General features: G+C 74.1%; 19 protein-coding genes. 15 read left to right on the top strand and 4 right to left on the bottom strand.

What is annotated here, in order from left to right:
* Positions 1-4 precede the first annotated feature (4 nt).
* Complete coding sequence (purU, locus tag ACFZBX_RS01110; protein WP_391530618.1) at positions 5-871, top strand: formyltetrahydrofolate deformylase; 867 nt, start codon at positions 5-7, stop codon at positions 869-871.
* A 77-nt stretch (positions 872-948) separates the two neighbouring features.
* On the opposite strand, the gene ACFZBX_RS01105 is transcribed toward purU, so the two are convergent.
* Both ACFZBX_RS01105 and ACFZBX_RS01100 read right to left on the bottom strand, forming a co-directional pair.
* Entirely contained in the window at positions 949-2,169 is a 1,221-nt protein-coding gene (locus ACFZBX_RS01105) for a zf-HC2 domain-containing protein (protein ID WP_391530616.1), read from the bottom strand.
* Entirely contained in the window at positions 2,166-2,816 is a 651-nt protein-coding gene (locus ACFZBX_RS01100; RefSeq protein WP_391530615.1) for a sigma-70 family RNA polymerase sigma factor, read from the bottom strand. Before ACFZBX_RS01100 ends, ACFZBX_RS01105 begins: the two co-directional genes overlap by 4 nt.
* Before the next feature lie 566 nt (positions 2,817-3,382).
* On the opposite strand from ACFZBX_RS01100, the gene ACFZBX_RS01095 reads away from it, so the two are divergent.
* From ACFZBX_RS01095 to ACFZBX_RS01070, 6 genes are all read left to right on the top strand, one after another.
* Entirely contained in the window at positions 3,383-3,907 is a 525-nt protein-coding gene (locus ACFZBX_RS01095) for an ATP-binding protein (protein WP_391530613.1), read from the top strand.
* Between the two features lie 482 nt (positions 3,908-4,389).
* Entirely contained in the window at positions 4,390-5,724 is a 1,335-nt protein-coding gene (locus ACFZBX_RS01090; RefSeq protein WP_391530611.1) for an MFS transporter, read from the top strand.
* A gap of 22 nt (positions 5,725-5,746) precedes the next feature.
* Positions 5,747-6,274 carry a GNAT family N-acetyltransferase gene (locus ACFZBX_RS01085; RefSeq protein ID WP_391530610.1) on the top strand — a complete coding sequence of 176 codons (528 nt, stop codon included), beginning with the start codon at positions 5,747-5,749 and terminating at the stop codon, positions 6,272-6,274.
* A 112-nt stretch (positions 6,275-6,386) separates the two neighbouring features.
* The gene (locus ACFZBX_RS01080; protein ID WP_391530608.1) at positions 6,387-6,764 is read left to right on the top strand and encodes a DUF4229 domain-containing protein; all 378 of its coding nucleotides are present in this window, start codon (positions 6,387-6,389) and stop codon (positions 6,762-6,764) included.
* A gap of 11 nt (positions 6,765-6,775) precedes the next feature.
* Entirely contained in the window at positions 6,776-7,873 is a 1,098-nt protein-coding gene (locus ACFZBX_RS01075) for a LacI family DNA-binding transcriptional regulator (protein WP_391530606.1), read from the top strand.
* A 111-nt stretch (positions 7,874-7,984) separates the two neighbouring features.
* Positions 7,985-11,608: an SdrD B-like domain-containing protein gene (locus tag ACFZBX_RS01070; protein ID WP_391530604.1), complete on the top strand. Its 3,624-nt coding sequence runs from the start codon at positions 7,985-7,987 to the stop codon at positions 11,606-11,608.
* Between the two features lie 89 nt (positions 11,609-11,697).
* Here ACFZBX_RS01070 and ACFZBX_RS01065 read toward each other — a convergent pair whose 3' ends face one another.
* Positions 11,698-12,924 carry an MFS transporter gene (locus tag ACFZBX_RS01065; protein WP_391530603.1) on the bottom strand — a complete coding sequence of 409 codons (1,227 nt, stop codon included), beginning with the start codon at positions 12,922-12,924 and terminating at the stop codon, positions 11,698-11,700.
* A 383-nt stretch (positions 12,925-13,307) separates the two neighbouring features.
* Between ACFZBX_RS01065 and ACFZBX_RS01060 the strand changes: the two genes are divergently transcribed.
* Entirely contained in the window at positions 13,308-14,651 is a 1,344-nt protein-coding gene (locus ACFZBX_RS01060) for a dicarboxylate/amino acid:cation symporter (RefSeq protein WP_391530601.1), read from the top strand.
* A gap of 211 nt (positions 14,652-14,862) precedes the next feature.
* Here ACFZBX_RS01060 and ACFZBX_RS01055 read toward each other — a convergent pair whose 3' ends face one another.
* Positions 14,863-15,066, bottom strand: coding sequence for a cold-shock protein (locus ACFZBX_RS01055; protein WP_030300853.1), 204 nt, complete (start codon positions 15,064-15,066; stop codon positions 14,863-14,865).
* Between the two features lie 366 nt (positions 15,067-15,432).
* Here ACFZBX_RS01055 and ACFZBX_RS01050 point away from each other — a divergent pair, with 366 nt between their 5' ends.
* The 7 genes from ACFZBX_RS01050 to ACFZBX_RS01020 all read left to right on the top strand — a co-directional run bounded on the left by ACFZBX_RS01050 (position 15,433) and on the right by ACFZBX_RS01020 (position 23,226).
* Positions 15,433-16,335 (top strand): menaquinone biosynthetic enzyme MqnA/MqnD family protein, encoded by a 903-nt coding sequence (locus ACFZBX_RS01050; protein ID WP_391530600.1) that lies wholly within the window; start codon positions 15,433-15,435, stop codon positions 16,333-16,335.
* Positions 16,336-16,464: 129 nt separating this feature from the next.
* Entirely contained in the window at positions 16,465-18,105 is a 1,641-nt protein-coding gene (locus ACFZBX_RS01045) for a serine/threonine-protein kinase (protein WP_391530598.1), read from the top strand.
* 129 nt (positions 18,106-18,234) lie between these two features.
* Positions 18,235-19,458 (top strand): cyclic dehypoxanthinyl futalosine synthase, encoded by a 1,224-nt coding sequence (mqnC, locus tag ACFZBX_RS01040; protein ID WP_391530596.1) that lies wholly within the window; start codon positions 18,235-18,237, stop codon positions 19,456-19,458.
* Positions 19,459-19,472: 14 nt separating this feature from the next.
* Entirely contained in the window at positions 19,473-20,138 is a 666-nt protein-coding gene (locus ACFZBX_RS01035; RefSeq protein ID WP_391530595.1) for a hypothetical protein, read from the top strand.
* Positions 20,139-20,440: 302 nt separating this feature from the next.
* Positions 20,441-21,028 carry a hypothetical protein gene (locus tag ACFZBX_RS01030; protein ID WP_391530593.1) on the top strand — a complete coding sequence of 196 codons (588 nt, stop codon included), beginning with the start codon at positions 20,441-20,443 and terminating at the stop codon, positions 21,026-21,028.
* A 90-nt stretch (positions 21,029-21,118) separates the two neighbouring features.
* Positions 21,119-21,811: a demethylmenaquinone methyltransferase gene (locus ACFZBX_RS01025; protein WP_391530591.1), complete on the top strand. Its 693-nt coding sequence runs from the start codon at positions 21,119-21,121 to the stop codon at positions 21,809-21,811.
* A 131-nt stretch (positions 21,812-21,942) separates the two neighbouring features.
* Entirely contained in the window at positions 21,943-23,226 is a 1,284-nt protein-coding gene (locus tag ACFZBX_RS01020) for a geranylgeranyl reductase family protein (protein ID WP_391531030.1), read from the top strand.
* Positions 23,227-23,242: the final 16 nt, after the last annotated feature.

Raw genomic sequence — 23,242 nt, 5'->3', positions numbered from 1 at the left:
CACCGTGGAACAGCAGCCGGCCAGCGCCCAGTACGTCCTCACGCTGTCCTGCCCCGACAAGCAGGGCATCGTGCACGCGGTCTCCAGCTACCTCTTCATGACCGGGTGCAACATCATCGACAGCCAGCAGTTCGGTGACGGGGACAGCGGTCTGTTCTTCATGCGGGTGCACTTCTCCGCCGCCGAGCCGGTGACCGTCGACAAGCTGCGGGCGAGCTTCGCCGCGATCGGTGCCTCGTTCGGGATGGACTGGCAGATCCACCCGAGCGACGAGAAGCTGCGGATCGTCCTCATGGTGAGCCGGTTCGGGCACTGCCTGAACGACCTGCTGTTCCGCACCCGGATCGGCGCGTTGCCGGTGGAGGTCGCCGCGGTGGTCTCCAACCACACCGACTTCCGCGACCTCACCGAGGGCTACGGCATCCCGTTCCACCACATCCCGGTGACCAGGGAGAACAAGGCCGAGGCCGAGCAGCAGCTGCTGGACCTGGTCGCCAAGGAGAACGTCGAGCTGGTCGTGCTGGCCCGCTACATGCAGGTGCTGTCGGACCAGCTGTGCACCGCGCTCTCCGGCAAGGTGATCAACATCCACCACTCCTTCCTGCCGAGCTTCAAGGGCGCCAAGCCGTACCACCAGGCGCACGCCCGGGGCGTGAAGCTGATCGGCGCCACCGCGCACTACGTCACCGCCGACCTCGACGAGGGCCCGATCATCGAGCAGGAGGTGGCCCGGGTGACCCACGACATCACCCCGGACCAGCTGGTCGCGCTCGGCCGGGACGTCGAGTGCCAGGCGCTGGCCCGCGCGGTGAAGTGGCACAGCGAGCACCGGGTGCTGCTGAACGGCACCCGGACCGTGGTCTTCGCCTGACCGCCCCGGCCCGGTCTGCGGCCCGCTCTGAGGCCCGGTTCGAGGCCTGCCCTGAGGCCCGCCCTGAGGCCCGGTCGCTACGGGCGGGAGAGCAGCGGCGCCGCGTGCAGCACCTCGCGGATCGCGGCCCGGTCGCCGTGCTCGCCGACCGGCAGCCGGTCCGGGTCGCGGTGCGCGGCGGCCAGCTGGCAGAACTCCAGCCCGTCCAGCACCATCGCGGCCACCGGCTCGCCGACGGGCGGGCCCGCGTCCGGGCCGTCCAGCGGTATCAGCCACTCGCCGGAGGCCGGGCCGTCGATCACCAGCCGGATCCGGCGGCCGGCCCGGCCCCCGTCCGCGCGCACGGCTGCGCCGAGCGGCGCCCCGGTGAGCTCGGGGCGGGCCGCCCGCTGCCCGGCCAGCGCCAGCGGCAGCATCCGCACGGCCAGGTCGATCATCTGCCGCAGGTGCTGTGGGGCGGGCGGGTCGTACGGGTAGGCGACCGCGCGGGCGACGTCCTCGCCGTGCACGTAGCACTCGAAGGCCCGGTCGACGAAGGCGTCCCGGAGCGGGACGGTCGCGAAGCCGAAGTCCACCGGGGTGTTGCCCTGCGGGGCGAGCGCGGCCGAGCGGACCAGCTCGTGGCAGTGCCGGCGCCAACGGGCGCGGATCCGCTGCGGCGGCTGGCCGGCCTGCTCGGCGGTGAGCCGGGCGGTGCGGTCGGTGATCTGGGCCCAGCGCCGGCCGGCCTGCGGCGGCACCCGGGGGAGCGGCGGGAGGACGGCCTCCTGCGGCGGGACCCGGCGCTCTACCGCCGGTCCGGTGCGGCCGGGACCCGCGCCTTCGTGGCCGGGGCCGCCCGGGACGGGGTCGGGCAGGCCGAGGGCGACGGCCAGGTAGCCGTCCACCGCGGCGAGGTGGCAGAGCACCTCGGCCGGGCGCAGGTACTCGGTACCGCCGTGCCAGGGCAGTTCGGCGACCTCCTGCCACTCCTCCGGGCCGAGGTCGCGCAGCAGTGCGTCGAGCTTGGCGGTCTCGGCGGCGTACGGCACGCCCCAAGCGGGGACCGGGAGTTCGGCCGGCCGGCGGGCCAGGCACCAGTCGAGCACCTGCTGGCGCAGCGCGGCGGGCTGGTCCAGCGGCTCCTCGACGGAGAGCCAGCCGGCCGCCTCGCGCAGCCGCTCGGCCTCGTCGGCGCACGGCGGACAGCCGGTCAGGTGGGCTTCGAGTCCGGCGGCCTCGCGGGACGGGACGGCGCCGAGCGCCCAGGCACCGAGCAGCGATCGCAGGGCCTCGTGCTGCTCGTCGGTGATCGTCACGTCCCCCCGCCCTCCTTCCGCCGCCCGCCGCCCTGTTCCGCGTCCGTCCGTTCCGCGTCCGTCCGTTCGGGGTCCGTCCGTCCGGGGTCCGCCGGGGCGGGGCCGCGGTGCCGGGCGCGCTCCTGCTCCAGTTCGGTGGCGAGCAGTTCCAGGCCGAGCCGCATCCGCTGCTTGGCGGCCTGTTCGCTGATCCCCAGCCGGCGGGCCGTCTCCTGGTAGGTGCGGCCGTCGTAGTAGGACTCGGCGATGGTCTCACGCAGCGGCTGCGGCAGGGCGGCGACCACGTACTGGACGCGGGCGGCGGTGGCCACCGCGCGGATCTCGTCCTCCGCGTCCCCGGCGTAGCCCGCCTCCTGGGCGCGGCGGGCCCGCAGCCGGTCGACGGCGCGGCGGTGGGTCAGCGCGCCGAGCCAGGCGCGGAGCGAACCGTGGGCCGGGTCGAAGGCCTCGGGGTGTTCCCAGACGTGGGCGAATATCTCCCGGGTGAGTTGCGCCGCCGCGGTCTGGTCGGCAAGTATCCGGCCCGCCAACCCGTGGACCATCGGGGCGAGTTGGTCGTACAGCTCGCCGAGGGCGGTCTCCTCGCCGCGGGCCAGGCGCCGCTGCAGCTGCTCGTCCCGGCGCGGGGAGCCGTCGGTGGTGGCCACCGGTCACCACCCTCCTGCCGGACCGACCGCTGACACGTCCCACGGTATCCCGCGTGAATCGGGCGGCGGGTGGATTCGGTGAAGAACAGGAGGCCGGGGCTTCGGATCGTCAGATCGTGGGATCTGCCGTCGATCCCGCGGTTGCGCTGTTCGAAGGCGGTTGGACATATGTCGCACGGGTGGTTCGCGAGTGGCGCCCGGGGCGCGGGGGGCGGACGGCGGTAGGTTCGCCTCTGCGTCGCGGGCCGGCCGGCCCGGACCGGGCGATCGCCGGTCCGTGGCTCGCCAGAGTGAACGGGACAGTATGCCCTGCCCTGTCCCCCGATCGCTGGAATATGCCCGAAGCGCTTGCTGCGGTCCGCCCGCCGACTCATCCTGAGGCGTATTCGTGTCGCGGCCGGTGCGCGACGGACGAGGTGACGCGGGTGTGCGGCGGCGGGTGCGACCAGCGGTCACCCGCCGGGCGGCGGCCCGACGGACGGCGGGCCCGGCGCGCGCCCGGGCGGGCCGGGCGACCGGGGCCCGGCCGAGACGGTGGCCGAACTGCGAGTGCGGGTGGTGGAGCGGTGCAGGTTCTTCAGGTACAGCTTGCGGTGCAGGCGGACCCCGCCGAAGTCGGCCGGGCCCGTCGGTGGGTCCGCTCGCGGCTGCTCAACCACGGGGTGGACCCGGACGCGCCGATCGCCGAGACGGTGGTGCTGGTGGTCTCCGAGCTGGTCACCAACGCCGTGGTGCACACCGGTTGTCCGGCCGTGCTGCGGCTCTGCTTCCCGCTGGGCGATCTCCGGGACGCCGCGCCGGACGCCTCCCCGGGCGGCGGCGGGCACGGCGGAGTGCGCGAGGCGGCGACGGTCGGCCCGCTGCGGGTCGAGGTCGCCGACGCCAGCCAGGTCGCCCCCGCCCCCCGGCACGCGGGCGCGGACGTCGACGCCACCAACGGCCGCGGCCTGGAGCTGGTCGAACTGCTCTGCGACCGCTGGGGCTGGTACCCGGACGGCGCGGGCAAACGCGTCTGGTGCGAGATCGGCCCGGATGCCAGGCCCGCCGACCCGCTCGCCGCCGTCGACTGGGTGGCCCTCGCGCAGCCCTGACCGAGTCCCCTGACGACCCCTCCGGCGGCCGGGCCGAAAGCTGACGCAACCATTCCGAATTTCTGACAACCCATTGACGTGACGTATCCGACTGATCACGCTTGGGTGCAGCGCTCCGTCGCGAGGGGACGCCGAGGGAACACCCGAACGCCGCTGCGGTGCTGCTGTCCAGGGGGACCACGTCAGCAGGGGGGCCGTGGAACGGTCGTGCGCTGGCTCCTCGGCGAGTGCGGAGAGCGTTGCACGGGTTCAGGGCCCGTGTGCCGAGGTCGGATGGCGGCCGGCCGTGCCGTGCTCGGGGTGCGCGCGGCCCGCCGCCATTCGATCCACCCGCCGCGGGCGGTCCGTTTCGGCCACCGGGCCCGCCCTGTCGCCTCGCGGCTCGCGGCCGGCCGGTTCCCGCCGCCGGTTGGCCCGATTCCGGCGAAAGCTGGCAGCCCCGCCCCTCGTGGCCCGCCCCGCGTCGTCGGGAGACTCGCCGGGTGAACGAGACCGAAGCCCCCACCGCCCCGGCCCCCACCGCCCCGGCCCCCGCCGACACGCTCCCCGCGCCCGCCCGCGCGCCCCGGGTGCACTACGCCTGGGTGGTGGCCGGCGTCTCGCTGCTGGTGCTGCTCGGCTCGGCCGGATTCCGCTCCACGCCCAGTCTGATGATGGACGCGCTGCACACCGAGTTCGGCTGGTCGATGGGCACGATATCCAGCGCCACCTCGGTCAACCTCACCCTCTACGGCCTCACCGCGCCGTTCGCCGCCGCCCTGATGGACCGGTTCGGCGTGCGGCTGGTGGTGGTCTGCGCGCTGCTGACGATCTCGGTCGGCGCCGGCCTCACCATGCTGATGCGCGAGCCCTGGCAGCTGGTGCTCTGCTGGGGTGTGCTGGTCGGCCTCGGCAGCGGATCGATGGCCGGCGCCTTCGCCACCACGATCACCGGGCGCTGGTTCCGGGCCCGGCAGGGGCTGGTCACCGGCGTGCTGACGGCCGCCGGCGCGGCGGGCAACCTGGTCTTCCTGCCGGTCGGCGCCTGGCTGGTCGAGCAGCACGGCTGGCGCTCGGCGGTCGTGGTGGTCTCGCTGGCGGCCAGCGCGGTGGCCGTCCCGGTGCTGCTGCTGATGCGCGAGCGGCCCGCCGACCTCGGGCTGCTCCCGTACGGCGCGAGCGAGCCGCCGTCCCTCCCGGCCACCGAGGGCGGGGCGCTGGTCCGCTCGCTGCGGGTGCTCCGGGAGGCCGCCCGCTCCCGGGCGTTCTGGCTGCTGGCCGGCTCCTTCGCGATCTGCGGCGCGACCACCGCGGGCCTGGTCGGCACCCACTTCATCCCGGCCGCCCACGACCACGGCCTGCCGGTCACCGCGGCGGCGGGCCTGCTCGCGCTGATCGGCGTGTTCGACGTGATCGGCACCGTGGCGAGCGGCTGGTTCACCGACCGCTTCGACGCCGGGCGGCTGCTGATCGTCTACTACGGCCTGCGCGGGCTCTCGCTGCTGGTGCTGCCGCAGCTGTTCGCGGGCTCGCTGGAGCCGCCGATCCTGGCGTTCGTCATCTTCTACGGACTGGACTGGGTGGCCACCGTGCCGCCGACCGTCGCGCTCTGCCGCCGCCACTTCGGCGAGGACGCGCCGATCGTCTTCGGCTGGGTGCTGGCCTGCCACCAGATCGGCGCCGCCGTGGTGGCCTCCCTGGCCGGCTTCGCCCGGGACGCGCTCGGCGACTACGACCTCGCCTGGTACGCGGCCGGCGGCCTCTGCGCGGTCGCGGTGCTGCTCTGCCTGGCCCTGCGGACCGCGGCCCCGGAGCGGACCGCCCCCGCGTTGTCGTAAGGGGCTACTAGGCTCCGGGGGCATGACGCTGAGCTTCACCCTCGACCCGGAACCCGACCCCGCGCTGCACGCCGAGATCGCCGCCCTGTGGACGGCCGCCAGCAACGCCGGCGGCGCCGTCGGCTTCGTCCACCAGGTGACCGAGGAGGAGGTCCGGGCCGCCGGGGAGCGGCAGTTCGCCGGGACGGCGCCGAACGGGCCGGACCGGCTGCTGATCGCCCGGGAGGCCGGGACGGGGAGGCTGGCCGCGCTGCTGGTCTTCGAGTCGATGCGGTTCGGGCCGATGGACCACTGGCGGCTGGTCGTCAAGGTCATGGTCCACCCCGAGCTCCAGGGACGCGGCCACGGCGCGGCGCTGATGGCCGAGGCCGAGCGGATCGCCCGGGGCTGGGGCCTGGACGGGCTGAAGCTCCAGGTGCGGGGCGGGCTCGGCCTGGAGGCGTTCTACGCCCGCAGCGGCTACGTCGAGGTCGGCCGGGTGCCCGCCACCATCCGGGTCGCGCCCGGGGACGACCGCGACGACGTCATCATGTGGCTCGACCTGCGCTGATCGCGCCGGTGCCGGACGGTGCCCGGCGGGACCCGTTCCCCGCCGGGCGCGTCGGGCATGCTTCACTGGGAGACCGGCCCGGTTCCCAGCGCAGTGAAGGATGTGTCCCCCGGTGGGCAGCAATGTGAGCAAGAAGTCGCACGCCACGCTCCGGTACACCTCGATGCGGGTCTCCATCTTCCTCGGCTGCCTGCTGGTCGCGCTGCTGCTCGGGCACTTCCGGATCATCCCGGTCTCCGGCGAGGCGGGCGTGGTCTTCCTCTTCCTGCTGGCCGCGGTCGCCTCCGCCCCGCTCAGCTACGTCCTGCTGAGCCGGCAGCGCGACGAGATGTCGGCCGCGATCTCCGGCAAGGTGGACGGCATCCGCTCCCGGACCGCCTCCAAGATCGCCGCGCAGAACGCCGAGGAGGACGCCGCGGACGACGCCGCCCGCGCCGCGGCCGCCAAGGCGTCCACGACCGGCCCCGCCGCCTCGGCTCCGCAGAACTGACCCGCGCCGCCGTGCCGGAGAACGCCGCACCGGGCAGCGCCGTGCCGGAGGGGGCCGGGGACAGCGCGCCGCGGGAGCGGCCCGCGGCCGGGACCTGGCCCGCGCCGGTCCGCCGTCCCACCGGCCGGGACGTCGCCCGGCTCGCCGGGGTCTCGCAGGCCACCGTCTCGCTGGTGTTCTCCGGCTCCGAGGCCGGCCGCCGGGTCTCCGACGCCACCCGCGAACGCGTCCGGGAGGCCGCCCGCAGCCTCGGCTACCGCCCGCAGGCGGCCGGCCGGCAGCTGCGGCTGGGCCGCAGCGGCATGATCCTGCTGGCCGTGCCCAACATCCTCGGCCCGTTCTTCGGCCGGGTCCTGGAGGGCGTCCACGAGGAGGCCGGCAAGCACGGCCTGGCGGTGGTGGTCAGCTCGGGTTGGGGGAGCGCCACGCTCGCCGAGGCCGCCACCACCAGCCGCTTCGACGGCCTGCTGATCTGCTCCCCGGACGACAGCCAGCTCGGCGAGCTGCCCGCCGACACCCCCGTCGTCTTCCTGGACGCCGACCCCGGCACCGACCGGACCCGGCCGACCGTCGAGCTGGACGTGGCCGGCGGCATGCGGGCCGCCGTCGAGCACCTCGCCGGGCTCGGCCACCGCCGGATCGGCCGGCTGCGCTCCACCCACGCCGCGTACACCTTCCGGGTCCGCCAGGCCGCCTTCGAGGAGACGGCCCGGGCGCTCGGCCTGGACGTGGTCGAACTCGGCGTCAGCCTGAACGAGGGCCAGCCGGCCGCGCGCGAGGTCGCCCACCGGCTGCTCGACCGCCCCGACCGGCCGCACGCGGTGATCTGCGACGACGACGTGGTCGCCTCCGGCGTCTACCAGGCCGCCGCCGAGCGCGGGCTGCGGGTGCCCGCCGACCTCTCGGTGATCGGCATCGACAACGTTCCGGTGGCCGCGCTGCTCGCCCCGCCGCTGACCACCGTCGACCTGCCCGGCGAGGAACTGGGCCGGGCCGGGGTGGCGGCGCTCGCCGGACTGCTCCGGGGCGAGGCGGTCGCACCGGTGCCGCCGCTCGCCACCGCGCTGGTGCGGCGCTCCTCCACCACCGCGGCGACACGGCCCGGCTGAACGCCCATTCGGGTGCGACCGACCATTCGGTCTAAGCCGAACAGGTGAAAGATCGTCCAATCACCTCGCGGCGCGGCCTCGGGCGGGTTAGCGGGCGATGAGATTCCGCTCATGTGGACGTCACGACCTAAACCCTCACGGCCCCCACGCTTCTCCCGGCCGTCCCGCCTGCCGCGCCTGGCCGCCGCGCTCGGCCTGATCGGCGGCACCCTGCTCACCGGCACCCTGACCGCCCCGCCCGCCCAGGCCGCCGTCACCTTCACCAAGACGGTGGACAAGCCCAGCGCGGCGCCGGGCGAGAACGTCACCTACACCCTGCGGTACACCTGCTCGGTGAGCGACTGCGTCAACGGGCAGATCACCGACGTGCTCCCGGCCGACATGGAGTTCGTCGGCTGGACCCCGGACGCCACCACGGTCGACGTCCCCAACTCCACCGTCCCGGCGGCCGGCAGCATGGGCGGCACCCTCACCGTCAAGCTGCAGACCCTCACCCCGGGCACCACCGCCACCATCAACGTGGTGCTGCGGTACCCCAACTTCACCACCCCCAACGGGACCCAGAGCACCAACGCGGCCACCCTCACCGCCGACGGCGAGCCGCCGCAGACCGGTAGCGCCACCACCACCGCCGTGGTCCAGCCCGGCTACACCACGACCAAGGGCGTGCAGACCAGCAGTCAGGACGGCCGCTCGGTCACCTACCAGTTCAGCGCCTGCTCCACGGCCGGCGTGCCCAACGTCGACCTGGAGAGCAGCCGGCTGGTCGACACCCTGCCGCCCGGCGCCGTGGTCGACACCAGCCGCTCGCCGGGCTGGGTCAACGACCCGGCCGGCTCCACCACCTGGGTCTACGACATCGGCGCGTTCGTGGCCGGCAACGGCCAGGCCGGCTGCCGGATCCCCGGCGTCCTGGTGGTCGACTACCCGGACCCGGCCTTCCCCAGCGGCACCACCTCCACCAACGTGGTGACGCTCCAGGGCGACCCGCTCGGTTCCGAACCGCGGCGCGACCTGGACACCGCCACCGCCGAGACCCCGACCTTCCAGCCGCCGGTCACCGGTGTGCAGATCGGCGCCTCCAAGGTCTGGCAGGAGACCACCGCCTCCGGCGACCTCGCCTCCTTCAGCCTGCGCGTCTCCAACAACGCCGACCCGGTCACCGGCCTGGTGATGACCGACCCGGGCACCGGTACCACCGCCGACCTCTACAACTGGCTGATCGCGCAGTCCATCCAGCTGGAGGCGTGGAACCCCACCTCGATCACCCTCGTGCTGGAGTACCGGCTGGACGGTGACCCCACCTGGCGGGCCTTCACGCCCGGTCAGCCGCTGAACGGCTCGACCACCCGCCGGATCACCTTCGCCGAGGGCGCCGGGGACCCGGCCAACGACGTGCTCGGCATCCCGGCCGGCCGCCACCTGGACGGCCTGCGGTTCAGCTGGAGCGGCCCGATCCCCGGCGGCTGGAGCCCCGGCAACGCCGTCCAGGTGCTCGCCCAGGTGATCACCCCCGGCCACGACGGGCGCGCCGCGCCGGTGCCGCTGCACAACTGCCTCGACGCGGTCGGCACCGGCGCCGGCGGCGACACCGCCGCCGCCGGTGCCTGCGCCGACAACACCGTCACCGCCGCCACCAACCTGGGCGCCGCCAAGACCACCGTCTCCGGCGCCGTGCTCTCCCCGGGCGGTGTGGCCACCTTCCAGGTGATCCCCTACAACCGCACCGGCCGCGCCCTCGACCGGCCGCTCGTCCTCTACGACCTGCTGCCGCCCGGCATGGTGTACGTCGACGGCAGCGCCCGCCGGGACCCGGCCTACGCCGAGTCGGTGGCCCCGCAGTCGGTCACCGTGCTGCCCGGCCCGGACGGCCGCCAGTTGCTCAGGATGACCTGGCCGGCCGGCGCGCCGGACATGATGTACCTGAACGACCACCTGGCCTACCGCACCCTGATCGACGTCCAGGTGGCCGGCAGCGCCCGGCCCGGCACGCTCACCAACGACGTGTTCGTCACCGCCGAGGGCGCCGGACCGCCGGTCTCCTGCTTCTACTTCGGCAGCGACGGCGGGGCGCCGGACACCCAGGACATCGACAAGGACGGCGACACCACCGAGACCGTGTGCCGCGCCTCCTCGCAGGTCGAGGTGCAGGTCCCGGCCGTGCTGCGGTCGTACAAGGAGGTCAGGGGCGACCTCGACCCCGACTACGCCACCACCGGCACCACCCGCCCCGGCGGCGGGATCTCCTACCGGATGACCGTCCGCAACGACTCGGCCGACCCGGTCACCGAGTTCGTCGCGTACGACAAGCTGCCCACCCCGGGCGACTCCTACGTGCTGCGGCCGGACGTCCCGCGCAACTCCGCCTGGACGCCCTCGCTGGTCGAGCCGCTGACCTCCAGCGACCCGACCGTGGTGATCGAGTACACCACCTCGCCCGACCCCTGCCTGCCCGGCGAGTTCGCCGTGCCCGGCCCGTGCGACGCCGCCGCGCAGTGGAGCACCGCCTTCCCCGGCCCGGGCACCGCGACCTGGTTCCGGGTGCACCGCCCCGGCACGCTCGCGCCCGGGGAGCTGTTCACGCTGACCTGGCCGATGGTCGCGTCGTTCGACGCGGGCCCGGACGAGTTCGCCTGGAACAGCTTCAGCTACACCGCGACCGACGCGTCCGGCAATCCGCTGTTGCCCGCCGAGCCGGCCAAGGTCGGCGTGGGCATCGAGCAGGCCGTACCGCCGGCCAACGTGCTCGGCGACTTCGTCTGGAGCGACGTCAACAAGGACGGCGTCCAGCAGCCCGGCGAGCCCGGGGTGCCCGGGGTCCGGGTCGAACTGCTGGACGGCGAGGGCCGGGTGGTCCGGGACAAGGACGGCAACCCGGTCACGGCGGTGACCGACGCCAACGGGCACTACCGGTTCGAGCGGCTGCCGGACGGGGTGTACGGGGTGCGGTTCGACCTCGCCACGCTGCCCGAGGGCGCCACCGTGACCGTGCGGGCGGCCGGGGCGGACCGGACGCTGGACTCGGACGCCGACCCGGCGACCGGTGTGACGCAGACCGTCACGCTGGCCGGCGGGGCGGAGGACCTGGGGCTGGACCTGGGACTGGTGCTGCCGACGGTGAGCCCGTCGCCTACGCCTACCCCGACGCCTACCCCGACCCCGACGCCTACCCCGACGCCTACGCCGACCCCGTCGCCGACCGTGACGCCGACGCCGACGCCGACGCCGACGCCGACGCCTACGCCGACGCCTACGCCGACGCCGACGCCTACGCCCACGCCTACGCCGTCGCCGACCGTGACGCCTACGCCGACGCCCACGCCTACGCCGTCGCCGACCGTGACGCCTACGCCTACGCCGACGCCCACGCCGACCGTGACGCCCACGCCGACGCCGACCGTGACGCCTACGCCGACTCCTACACCGACGGTGACGCCCACGCCCACGCCCACGCCGTCGCCGACCGTGACGCCGACGGTCACCCCGTCCCCGACCCCGTCGCCGACGGAGACCTCGACGCCGTCGCCGAGCCACTCCCACTCGGCCTCGCACTCGCCGACGCACCACCCGTCGACGCACCACCCGGAGCCGACCCACTCGCCGAGCCACGGCGGTGAGCTGCCCGGGACCGGTGCCGGGGTGGGCAAGCTGATCGGTGTGATCGCCGCCGCGACGCTCGGGGTGGGCCTGCTGCTCGCTCTGATCGCCTGGGGAGGCCGAGGCCGCCACAGCTGAGTGAAGCGAAGGAGATGAAGTAGTGACTGCGCCCGTCGGCCAGACCACCCGGTCCGACGGGCGCAGTCACGTCCAGGGGGAGGTGGGCGTCAGCCCACCGGCACCGGCTCGGCCGGCAGCGACCGTGCCCCGGCCGGCGCGGTGGCCGGCCGGAACCAGCGGCGGGCACCGAACAGCAGCAGCCCGCCCAGCGCGATCCCGCCCGCCGCGCACAGCGCCACCGGTCGCAGTGAGCCCTCGGCGAGGTGGCCGGAGACGGCGTAGCCGAGCGAGTTGCCGGTCGCGAAGAGCGTGACCAGCCAGGCGAACGCCTCGGTCACGGTGCCGGTCGGGGCCAGCTCGGCGACCAGGACGAAGGCCGCCGCCAGCAGCGGGGCCAGTGCGATCCCGGACACGAAGGCGAGTCCGGCCATCGCGGCCGGTCCGGGGAGCAGGACCAGCGGCAGGTAGCTGACGGCCATGCCGAGCGCCATCAGCCAGGTGCGGGTGGCCGTCGAGCTGCGCCACCGCACCGCGCCGTAGACGAGTGCGCCGAGCAGTCCGCCGAGCGCCGCCAGCGCCAGCAGGGTGCCCGCGCCGCCGGGCAGGCCGTCCGCCGCGTGGGCCTCGGCGTAGGCGATGAACAGCACGTTCTGCGCGCCGACCGCCCAGCCGGCGCCGGCCAGGCCGACCAGCAGCAGGACCAGGCCGGGGGAGCGGAGCGGTCCGAGCAGGCCCGCCGAGTGCGCGCGCGGCGGGGCCTGCCAGGCCCGGGCCGGTGCGGCGGTGGCGACGACGGCCGCCCCGAGCAGGCCCAGCGCCGCGGCGACCCAGAGCGCGGCGACCGCGCTGACCGCGCCCGCGATGCCGGCCACCGCGAGCGGGCCGGCGACGTAGAGGATCTGCTGGGAGGCGGAGTCGAAGGCGTAGGCGGTGTCGAGCTGCTCCTCCTCGACGACGTCCGGCCAGAGCGAGCGCAGGCAGGGTTCGAGCGGGGGCATGGCCAGTCCGGCGATCGCGGCGCCGAGCGGGGCGGCCAGCGCGGAGCCGGGTGCCAGTGCCAGCAGGGCGTACCCGCCGCCGGCGATCACCGCGGAGACCAGCAGGACGCGCGGCTGCCCGGTGCGGTCCACGATCCGGCCGAGCACCGGTCCGCCGACGGCCGCCGCGATCGCGTACGCGGCGGTGGCCAGGCCGATCCGGCTGAACGGCGCGTGGGCCTCGCGCAGCGCGAGGGCGATCACCAGGGCGGTCATGCCGGCCGGGAGTCGGCCGAGCAGGGTGCCGAGGAGGAGGCGGCCGACGTGCGGGGCGCGGAGCAGGGCGAGGTAGCCCATGGGCGGGATTCTCCGGTCTGGGCAGAGGAACGGGCGGGCGGGGGATGCCGTCCAAGTTATACGTATAACTGTTGACCGGTCAATCGGTCCGTGTCCGGAACTCAAACAACTACTTTGAACATCTCAAAGCTTTACTGCTAACGTGTCCGCCGTGACCACCTCAGACGCACGTTCGCCGCTCGGCCCGGGCCCGCTGCCCGCCGCCGCCCGCGCGTGTCGTCTGTCCGGTGCTGTGGACAGCCCGCGCCGTTGTCGCGCCATGAGCTGTATTCAGGCGGCACGCCCCTGACCGGGGCCGGTCCTCTCCCCGTCCGGCCCGCACGCCGTGCCGCCGTCCCCACTCCCCTCACCACCAGCAACGCCTCCCCCGGAGCCGCACCGTCATGTCCACAGCGCCCGAGGCGACCTCGTCGCCGTCCGTGCTCGCCAGAATCCGCAAGACCCCCTTCTGGGCCCAGATCGTCGCCGGCCTCGTGCTCGGCGTGGGCCTCGGCTACCTGGCCCGCGCGGCCGACATCTCCTGGCTGGCCACCACCCTGGAGACGATCGGCCGGATCTTCGTCCAGCTGCTGAAGCTCGCCGTCCCGCCGCTGGTGTTCACCGCGATCCTGGTGAGCGTGGCGAACCTGCGGAACGTCACCAACGCGGCCCGCCTCGCCGTCCGCACCCTGCTCTGGTTCGCGATCACCTCGCTGATCGCGGTGGCCATCGGCCTCGGCCTCGGCCTGCTGACCAACCCGGGTGAGGGCACCAACCTCAAGACCGAGGGCCTCAAGCCGCCGAAGTCCACCGGCAGCTGGATCGACTTCCTGACCGGGATCTTCCCGACCAACATCGTCACCGCGTTCACCGAGGTCGAGGTCCTGCAGATCGTCTTCCTGGCGATCGTGGCCGGTGCCGCCGTGATCAAGCTCGGCGCCAAGGCCGAGCCGATCCTCAAGCTCAGCGAGTCGGTGCTGGAACTGATCCAGACCGCCCTCTGGTGGGTCATCCGGCTCTCCCCGCTCGGCACCCTCGGCCTGATCGGCAAGTCCGTCGCCAAGTACGGCTGGGACCTGCTGGAGCCGTTCGCGACGCTGACCGTCGACGTCTACCTCGGTTGCGCGCTGGTGCTGTTCGGCGTCTACTCGCTGCTGCTGAAGTTCGCCGCCGGCCTCAACCCGGTCAACTTCTTCAAGGGCGCCTGGCCCGCAATCCAGCTGGCCTTCGTCTCGCGCTCCTCGGTCGGCACCCTGCCGGTCACCCGCCGGGTCACCGAGCGCCTCGGCGTCCCGAGCGAGTACGCCTCGTTCGCCGTGCCGTTCGGCGCCACCACCAAGATGGACGGCTGCGCCGCGATCTACCCGTCGCTGGCCGCGATCTTCGTCGCCCAGGTGTACGGCATCGACCTCGGCATCAAGGACTACCTGCTGATCGCCTTCGTCTCGGTGATCGGCTCGGCGGCCACCGCCGGTCTCACCGGTGCGATCGTCATGCTGACGCTGACCCTCTCCACCCTGGGTCTGCCGCTGGAGGGCGTCGGCCTGCTGCTGGCCATCGACCCGATCCTCGACATGATGCGCACCGCGACCAACGTCGCCGGCCAGGCGCTGGTGCCGATCGTGGTCGCGGCCCGAGAGAAGACCCTCGACCTGGTCGCGTACAACAACCCGACCGGCGACCTCTACGACGAGAGCCCGGCCCCGGCCGAGGCGAAGGTCCCGGCCCAGGCCACCGCGGCGGCCTGACGCCCCTTCGGAACGGGCGACGAGAAGGGCCCTCCTCCCCACGACGGGAGGAGGGCCCTTCACGTTCCCCCGGGGACACCGGGCAACAAGGCAGGGGGCCCGCCGAACGGCGGGCCCCCTTGGGTACTGCTGCTCTTGTGCTCACGGTGACGGCCGGCGGCCGTCTGCGGACCCGACGGGTCCCGAGCGATCAGATCATCATCGAGGATGGTCAGACGACGGTGACGTTCTCCGCCTGCGGGCCCTTCGGGCCCTGGGTGACGTCGAAGCTGACCGCCTGGTTCTCCTCCAGCGAGCGGAAACCGCTCGCGTTGATGGCGGAGTAGTGGACGAAGACGTCGGGGCCGCCGCCATCCTGGGCGATGAAGCCGAAGCCCTTCTCAGCGTTGAACCACTTGACGGTTCCCTGAGCCATGCCGTTCTCCTTGCGAGGGACGTGTCGGGGCCACACCGTGTGGCACCCGGTCCGCTGCGCTGATCGCCCTGCCTCCGGACGGGTCCGGAGTTTTTCGATATTGCTGAAAAACTACGAAAAGCCTGCGGTTACATGCTCCGCAGGCTTCAAGTACTGCAAGGGGAATCAAACTGCAACTGAGGGCAACGCTAGCATGCGGCTGCTGTGACGACCAGGGGTGACTTGCGGGCTGGACAGCGCGTGTCGTAAGGCCGTTGTGACGCTCGGTGCGGTCTGTTGCGGTGCGTCGCGGAAGGGCGGTGCGGGGCTCCCGGGGCGGCGGGCATACCCTGCGGGGAGGCGCACGAACAGCAAGGGAGCGGCGCAGTGGCAGTACCGGAAGCGGAAGCGCGGGAGACCCAGGAGAACACCCCGGTCCGGCCCCGGGTCGGGCATATTCAGTTCCTCAACTGCGTACCCCTCTACTGGGGACTGGCCAGGACCGGCAATCTGCTCGATCTGGACCTCACCAAGGACACGCCGGAGAAGCTGAGCGACCGGCTGGTCGACGGTTCCCTGGACATCGGTCCGATCACCTGCGTGGAGTACCTGCGGCACGCGGACGACCTGCTGGTGCTCCCGGACATCGCGGTGGGCAGCGACGGCCCGGTGATGTCCTGCGTGATCGTCAGCAAGCTGCCGCTGGCCGAACTGGACGGCCGGCGGGTCGCGCTCGGCTCCACCAGCCGCACCTCCGTCCGGCTCGCCCGGCTGCTGCTGGAGGAGCGCGAAGGGGTGCGGCCGGAGTACTTCAGCTGCCCGCCCGACCTGGACGCGATGCTCGCCGAGGCCGACGCGGCCGTGCTGATCGGGGACCCGGCGCTGCGCGCCTGCCTGGGGCAGGCGGCCGAACAGGGCCTGGCCGTGCACGACCTGGGCGAGATGTGGAAGGAGTGGACCGGGCTGCCGTTCGTCTTCGCCGTCTGGGCCGCCCGCCGCGACTTCGCCGAGCGGCGCCCCGGGCTGACCGCGGCCGTCCACCGCGCCTTCCTGGAGTCCCGGGACCTCTCGCTGGTCGAGTCCCGCGAGGTGGCCGAGCAGGCGGCCCGCTGGGAGGCCTTCGACGCCGGGGTGCTGGAGCGCTACTTCAGCGAGGCGCTGGACTTCTCGCTCGGTGAGCGGCAGTTGGCCGGGCTCGCCGAGTTCGCCCGGCGGGTCGCGCACGACAGCGGCTTCGCCCCCGACGTGGCCGTCCGGCTGCTGGAGCCGGTGCCGCAGCCGGTGGCCTGAGCACGCCCGCGTCCGAGCCCGCGCCTGCCGCCCGCGTAGCGCCCCCGTGGCGTACCCGCCGACCGATAGCGTCTGCACGCGAGACGGCCCCGGCGGCGGGGCGGGCGGGGCGACGGGAGCGTGCGCGGGATGCAACCACTGGAGACGGACGACCCGGGCGCGGTGGGCGGGTACCGGCTGCTGCGGCGGCTCGGCGCGGGCGGCATGGGCCGGGTCTACCTGGGCCGGACGGCCGGCGGCCGCACGGTGGCGGTCAAGGTGGTGCGCGGCGAACTCGCCGAGGACGCCGAGTTCCGCGCCCGGTTCCGGCAGGAGGTCGAGGCGGCCCGCCGGGTCGGCGGCGCCTGGACGGCGCCCGTACTGGACGCCGACACCGAGGGCGCGCACCCCTGGGTGGCCACCGGCTACATCGCCGGCCCCGCGCTGGGCGGCGCCGTCCGGCGGTACGGGCCGCTGCCCGACTCCGCCGTGCGCACCCTCGGGGCGGGTCTGGCGCAGGCGCTGGAACACGTGCACGGGCTCGGGCTGGTGCACCGGGACGTCAAACCGTCCAATGTGCTGCTCACCCTGGACGGCCCGCGGCTGATCGACTTCGGCATCGCCCGGGCCCTCGACGCGGCCACCGGGCTGACCCGGTCCGGGTTCGTGGTGGGGTCGCCCGGCTTCATGTCGCCCGAACAGGCGAACGGGCGGCCGGTCGGGCCGCCCGGCGACGTCTTCTCGCTCGGCGCGGTGCTCGCCTACGCGGCCACCGGGGTGCACCCGTTCGGGGAGGGGGTGAGCGCGGCCGTCCTGCTGTACCGGGTGGTGCACGAGGAACCGGACCTGGCCGGGCTGGACGGGCCGCTGCGCTCGATCGTGCTCGGCTGCCTGGCCAAGGACCCGGCGGCCCGGCCGACGCCACGGCGGCTGGGGGAGTGGCTGGACCCGGACGGCGCGGCCGTCGGGCGGCTGGGGCGGGACGGCGGAGGGTGGCTGCCGCCGGTGCTGGCGGAGACCGTCGGGCGCAGCGCGGTGCAGTTGCTGGACCTGGAGGCGGAGGCCGGGGCCGCCGCGCCCTCCTTCGGGGCGGGTCCGGCACAGGAGGAGCGGACGCCGACCCAGGCGCCGGGCGGGGGAGCACCGACGGGCGGGGGCGCTCCCCGACGGCGGGGCGCGGCCTGGCTGGCGGCCGGGGCGGTGCTGCTGGCGCTCGCGGGTGGCGGGTACGGGGCGTACCGGGTGTGGGGGCCGGGCGAACCGGGGCCGGGGCCCACCGCCGCGACGACCGGGAGCCCCACGCAGGCGCTGCCGCTGCAGCCGTCCCCGACGCCGACGCAGTCCCCGACGCCGACGCCGACGGCCGCGGCTTCGGGGACGGCTGCGGCTTCGGGGACGGCTGCGCCCTCGGGCACGGCGACCGGGCCGAACGCCGTGCCGGAGTCGTTCCTCGGTACCTGGCGCGGGGAGATGACGACGCAGAAGGGCGTGCCCTCCGGCACGACCACGCTGGTCATCGGCCGTGCGGCGGTCGGGCAGGACGCCGTGACCAGCCGCAACGAGCTGACCGGACTGCTCTCGATCACCTGCGAGGGCGCCTGGACGCTCACCACGGCCGAGCCGCGGAAACTGGTCCTCGCCTCCCGGTTGGTCCGCTCCTCGCTGCCCGGGGCGTGCACCGGCGGCTCGTACGCCGAGACGCTCGCGCTGCAGGAGGACGGCACGATCCGCTTCACCTCCGCCGACCCCAGCGCCGGCAACCCGTCCGGGACGTTGCGGCGGACGGGCTGACGCGGGGGCCGGAGAGCGCTGGCGTAGGCTGATCCGGATGCGGCCGTGCCCCGGCGGGGCGTTGTCGCACGTCGTAGCACGCGAAGTACCCGAAGTACCCGAAGTACCCGAGAGAGAGAAGGCCGCCAGGTGTCCGAGCTCGCAGCGACCACCCTCGATGCGCCCAGCACCGACCTGGAGGCCGTGCTCGCCAGGGCGGCCGGCGGCGGCCGGATCACCCCGGAGGAGGCGCTGGAGCTCTACCGCTCCGCCCCGCTGCACGCGCTCGGCTCGGCGGCCGACGCGGTGCGCCGCCGCCGCTACGCGGGTACCGAGCACATCGCGACGTACATCATCGAGCGCAACATCAACTACACCAACGTCTGCGTGACGGCCTGCAAGTTCTGCGCCTTCTACGTGCCGCCGAAGAGCGACAAGGGCTGGTCCCGCGACCTCGACGAGATCCTGCGCCGCTGCGCCGAGACCGTCGAGCTGGGCGGCACCCAGATCATGTTCCAGGGTGGCCACCACCCGGACTACGGCGTCGAGTACTACGAGCGCGCCTTCTCGGCGATCAAGGCGGACTTCCCGCAGCTGGTGATCCACTCGCTGGGCGCGTCCGAGGTCGAGCACATGGCGCGGATCTCCGGCGTCTCGATCGAGGAGGCCATCACCCGGATCCACAAGGCGGGCCTGGACTCCTTCGCCGGCGCCGGCGCCGAGCTGCTGCCGGAGCGCCCGCGCAAGGCGATCGCGCCGCTCAAGGAGTCCGGCGAGCGCTGGCTGGAGATCATGGAGGCCGCCCACGGCCTGGGCGTGGAGTCCACCTCCACCATGCTGATGGGCACGGGCGAGACCAACGCCGAGCGGATCGAGCACCTGCGGATGATCCGCGACGTGCAGGACCGCACCGGCGGCTTCCGCGCCTTCATCCCGTACACCTACCAGCCGCAGAACAACCACCTGAAGGGGTCGACCCAGGCGACCGTCTTCGAGTACCTGCGGATGATCGCCATCGCCCGCCTGTTCCTCGACAACGTCGCCCACATCCAGGGCTCCTGGCTCACCACCGGCAAGGAGGCCGGTCAGCTGTCGCTGCACTACGGCGCGGACGACCTCGGCTCGGTCATGCTGGAGGAGAACGTGGTCTCGGCGGCCGGCGCCAAGCACCGCTCCAACCTCACCGAGCTGATCCACCTGATCCGGGCCGCCGACCGCGTCCCCGCGCAGCGCTCGACCACGTACGAGCACCTGCGCGTGCTGGACGACCCGGCCAACGACCCGGTCGACCCGCGGGTCGCCTCGCACATCGCCTCCACCGCGATCGAGGGCGGCACCGCGCACCCCGAGCTGAAGATCCTCGACAACGGCTGAGGCACCGTCCCGCCGTGCTGACCCTGCACCGGGCCGCCCTCGTGCTGCCCGACCCGGCCGATCCCACCGCCCCGTCCCACGCCGACGGGGCGGTGCTGGTGCGTGACGAGCTGGTCGAGGCGGTCGGCCCGTACGCCGGCCTGGCGGCGGCGCACCCGGCGGCCCGGGTCAGGGACTGGGGCGACGCGCTGCTCACGCCGGGACTGCGCAACCCGTACGGGCACTGGCTGCTGGAGCGGGCGTACCACCCGGACCCGCGCGAAGGGGTCGGGGACGAGCCGGTGCCGGACGGGCTGGCGGGGGAGCGGGACGAGACGCGCTGCGGGGCGAGTGCCCGGCGCGGGCTGCAGCGGATGCTGGGCTTCGGTGTGACGGCGGTGGCCGGGCCGTTCGAGCGTGCCTCGGTGCGGACGGCGGTGGCGCGGTCCGGGCTGGTCGTGCCGCCCGGGCCCGGGGCGGGCGCGGGGGCCGGGCCGCTGGACCCGCTGGCGGTGCTGCCGCTCGCCGAGGCGGTGCACGGGCGGGTGGCCGCCGGGGGCCGGGCGGACTTCGCGGTGTTCGCGTCCGGGGCGTCCGGGGCGTCAGGGGTGCCCGGGGCGTCCGCGGCGGACGGTCCGGGTGCCGCAGGAGGCTGCCGGGCCACGGTGCTGGCCGGCCGGCTGGTGTTCCGGCGGCGCTGAGCGCGCGCCCGGGCCCGAGCGCGTGCGCTTGCCCGCTTCGTTCCCGGTCGTACCCTACTCGTCGGTAGTCGTACGGTCCGGCCGCGTTCCCTCGTACTCCCTTGCGACGACCGGGACTTGCTTCGTGTGCCACTGAACTGCGTGTTCGCCCCCGTGGCCTGATTGTCCCTTCGTCGTGACCTGAGGGCCCGCCAGCGGATAGCATCCGGCTCAGCTCAGTCCGTACCCTCACCACACCTCGCCCGTGCCCGCGGGCGGCGGGGCCCCGTGCCAGGCCCCGAACGCAAGCCAGGACAGGAACCATGCGATCCGCGACCGTCCCCCCGCAGCGCACCCCGCGGTTGGGCCGTGGCTGGTACCTCACCGCCGTGCTCAGCGCCGTGCTGGCCGTCGGGATGTGCCTGCTGGGGTGGCGTCAGGCCGAGCAGGCCGACCGGATCGGGGCCCACCCGGTGCGGGTCCAAGGAGTGGTGACCCAACTGCCGAACGGCGGCGGCTCCTACAGCACCGTCAGCTACCAGGCGGCCGGCCAGCACCACACCGCCACCGCGCTGCCACTGGCGGAGGGCACCGCGGTCGGGGAGACCGTCTGCCTGGAGCACGCCGCCGACGAGCCCAAGGTCGTGCGGATCTGCGGCGACACCTACCCGCAGCCGGTCGGCGTCGGTCTGGCCCGGTTCAGCGTGCCGGTGGCGGTGCTGATGTTCGCCGTCTGCCTGCTGCGGATCCGGCGGCACCGGCGGGCGGTGGCCGTCCGGAGCGGGCAGAACCGCTTCGCCACCACCGTCGCCCTGGCGACCGAGGCGCTGGCCGACGGGATGCCGGCGATAACGCAGGGCAAGCGTTCGCGCCGCCGACGCCGCGCGGGCGGGCGGCGCGGCCTGCACTGAGCCGCGGTGCGCGGCGGGTCCGCTCGCCGGGAGCGCCCGGAAGGCGCCCCCTTGCCCGGATCGTCGGGGCCAGGGTGAACAATGGGGGGCGTGACCCGAGCCTCCCTGGACAAGCAGCCGCACGAAGTCGCCGCCATGTTCGACGACGTCGCGGCCAAGTACGACCGCACCAATGACGTTCTCTCGCTCGGCCAGGCCCGCGCCTGGCGCCGGGCGGTGGCCGAGGCGGTGGCCGCCGGGCCGGGGGACGTCGTGCTCGACCTCGGGGCCGGAACCGGCACCTCTTCGCTGCCCTTCGCGGAGGCCGGGGCGCGGGTCGTCCCGTGCGACTTCTCGGTCGGCATGCTCGCCGAGGGCAAGCGCCGCCACCCGGAGCTGGCGCTGACCGCCGGGGACGCCACCAGGCTGCCGTTCGCCGACGACACCTTCGACTCGGTGACGATCTCCTTCGCGCTGCGCAACGTCCATGACACCGTGGCGGGTCTGAGCGAGATGCTGCGGGTCACCAAGCCCGGCGGCAAGCTGGTCATCTGCGAGTTCTCCACGCCGACCTGGACGCCGTTCCGGACGGTCTACACCGAGTACCTGATGCGCGCGCTGCCGCCGGTCGCCACCGCGGTCAGCAGCAACCCGGACGCGTACGTCTACCTCGCCGAGTCGATCCGCGAGTGGCCCGACCAGCCGGCGCTGGCCGCCAAGCTCCAGGAGGCCGGCTGGTCCAAGGTGGCCTGGCGCAATCTGACCGGCGGGATCGTCGCGCTGCACCGCGCCTACAAGGTCTGACCGGCCCCGCCGGACCGGCCGCGGCCCCGTCCGCAGCTCATAGACTCGTCCAAGCCCAGCCGCGCCGGCCCCCGCCGGCCCGGCCGACCCCCAGCAGGAGTGTGCCCACCGTGTCCGAGACCGCCGTTGACCTGAGCGCAGGCGTTGTGGAGAGCACCGCGGACGTCATCGTGGTCGGCGCGGGCCCGGCCGGGTCCACCACCGCCTACCACCTCGCGCAGGCGGGCCTGGACGTGCTGCTGCTGGAGAAGACCAGCTTCCCCCGGGAGAAGGTCTGCGGCGACGGCCTCACCCCGCGGGCCACCAAGCAGCTGGTGGACATGGGCATCGACGTGTCCACCGAGAACGGCTGGCTGCACAACAAGGGCCTGCGGATCATCGGCGGCGGGATCCGGCTGGAGCTGGACTGGCCCGAGCTGTCGTCCTTCCCGGACTACGGCCTGGTCCGCAAGCGCGCCGACTTCGACGAGCTGCTCGCCCGTCAGGCGGAGAAGGCCGGGGCCCGGCTCTACGAGCGCTGCAACGTCAGCGGCCCGGTGCTGGACGAGCGGACCGGCCGGATCGTCGGGGTCACCGCCAGGCTCGGCGAGGAGAAGCGGCCGGTGACCTTCCGGGCCCCGCTGGTGGTGGCCGCCGACGGCAACTCCACCCGGCTCTCGCTCGCCATGGGCCTGCACCGCCGGGAGGACCGCCCGATGGGCGTCGCCTACCGCACCTACTTCACCTCCCCGCGCCACGACGACGACTACCTGGAGTCCTGGCTGGAGCTGTGGGACACCCGCGGCGGGGAGCGCAAGCTGCTGCCCGGCTACGGCTGGGTCTTCGGCATGGGCGACGGCACCTCCAACGTCGGCCTCGGCATCCTCAACTCCTCGCCGGCCTTCGGTGAGCTGGACTGGCGCGAGGTGCTCAAGGCCTGGTGCGCGAGCATGCCGGAGGAGTGGGGCTACACGCCGGAGAACATGACCGACCCGATCCGCGGGGCGGCCCTGCCGATGGCCTTCAACCGGCAGCCGCACTACACCCGGGGCCTGCTGCTGGTCGGCGACGCGGGCGGCATGGTCAACCCGTTCAACGGCGAGGGCATCGCCTACGCGATGGAATCCGGTCAGATCGCCGCCGGGGTGATCGTCCAGGCCCTCGCACGGGTGACCGACGGCGGCCGGGAGCGCGCGCTCCAGGCCTACCCGCGCATCCTCAAGGACGTCTACGGCGGCTACTACACGCTCGGCCGGGCCTTCGTGAAGCTCATCGGCAACCCGAAGGTCATGCAGCTCGCCACCCAGCGCGGGCTGACCCACCCGATGCTGATGCGGTTCGTCCTGAAGCTCCTCGCCAACCTCACCGACCCGCAGGGCGGTGACGCCATGGACCGCATCATCAACGGCCTGGCCAAGGCCGCGCCGAACGCCTGACGCCGAACGCCCGACC

Source organism: Kitasatospora sp. NPDC008115, assembly GCF_042957205.1.
Classification (GTDB): domain Bacteria; phylum Actinomycetota; class Actinomycetes; order Streptomycetales; family Streptomycetaceae; genus Kitasatospora.
This window is presented reverse-complemented; position numbering and strand designations above follow the sequence as displayed.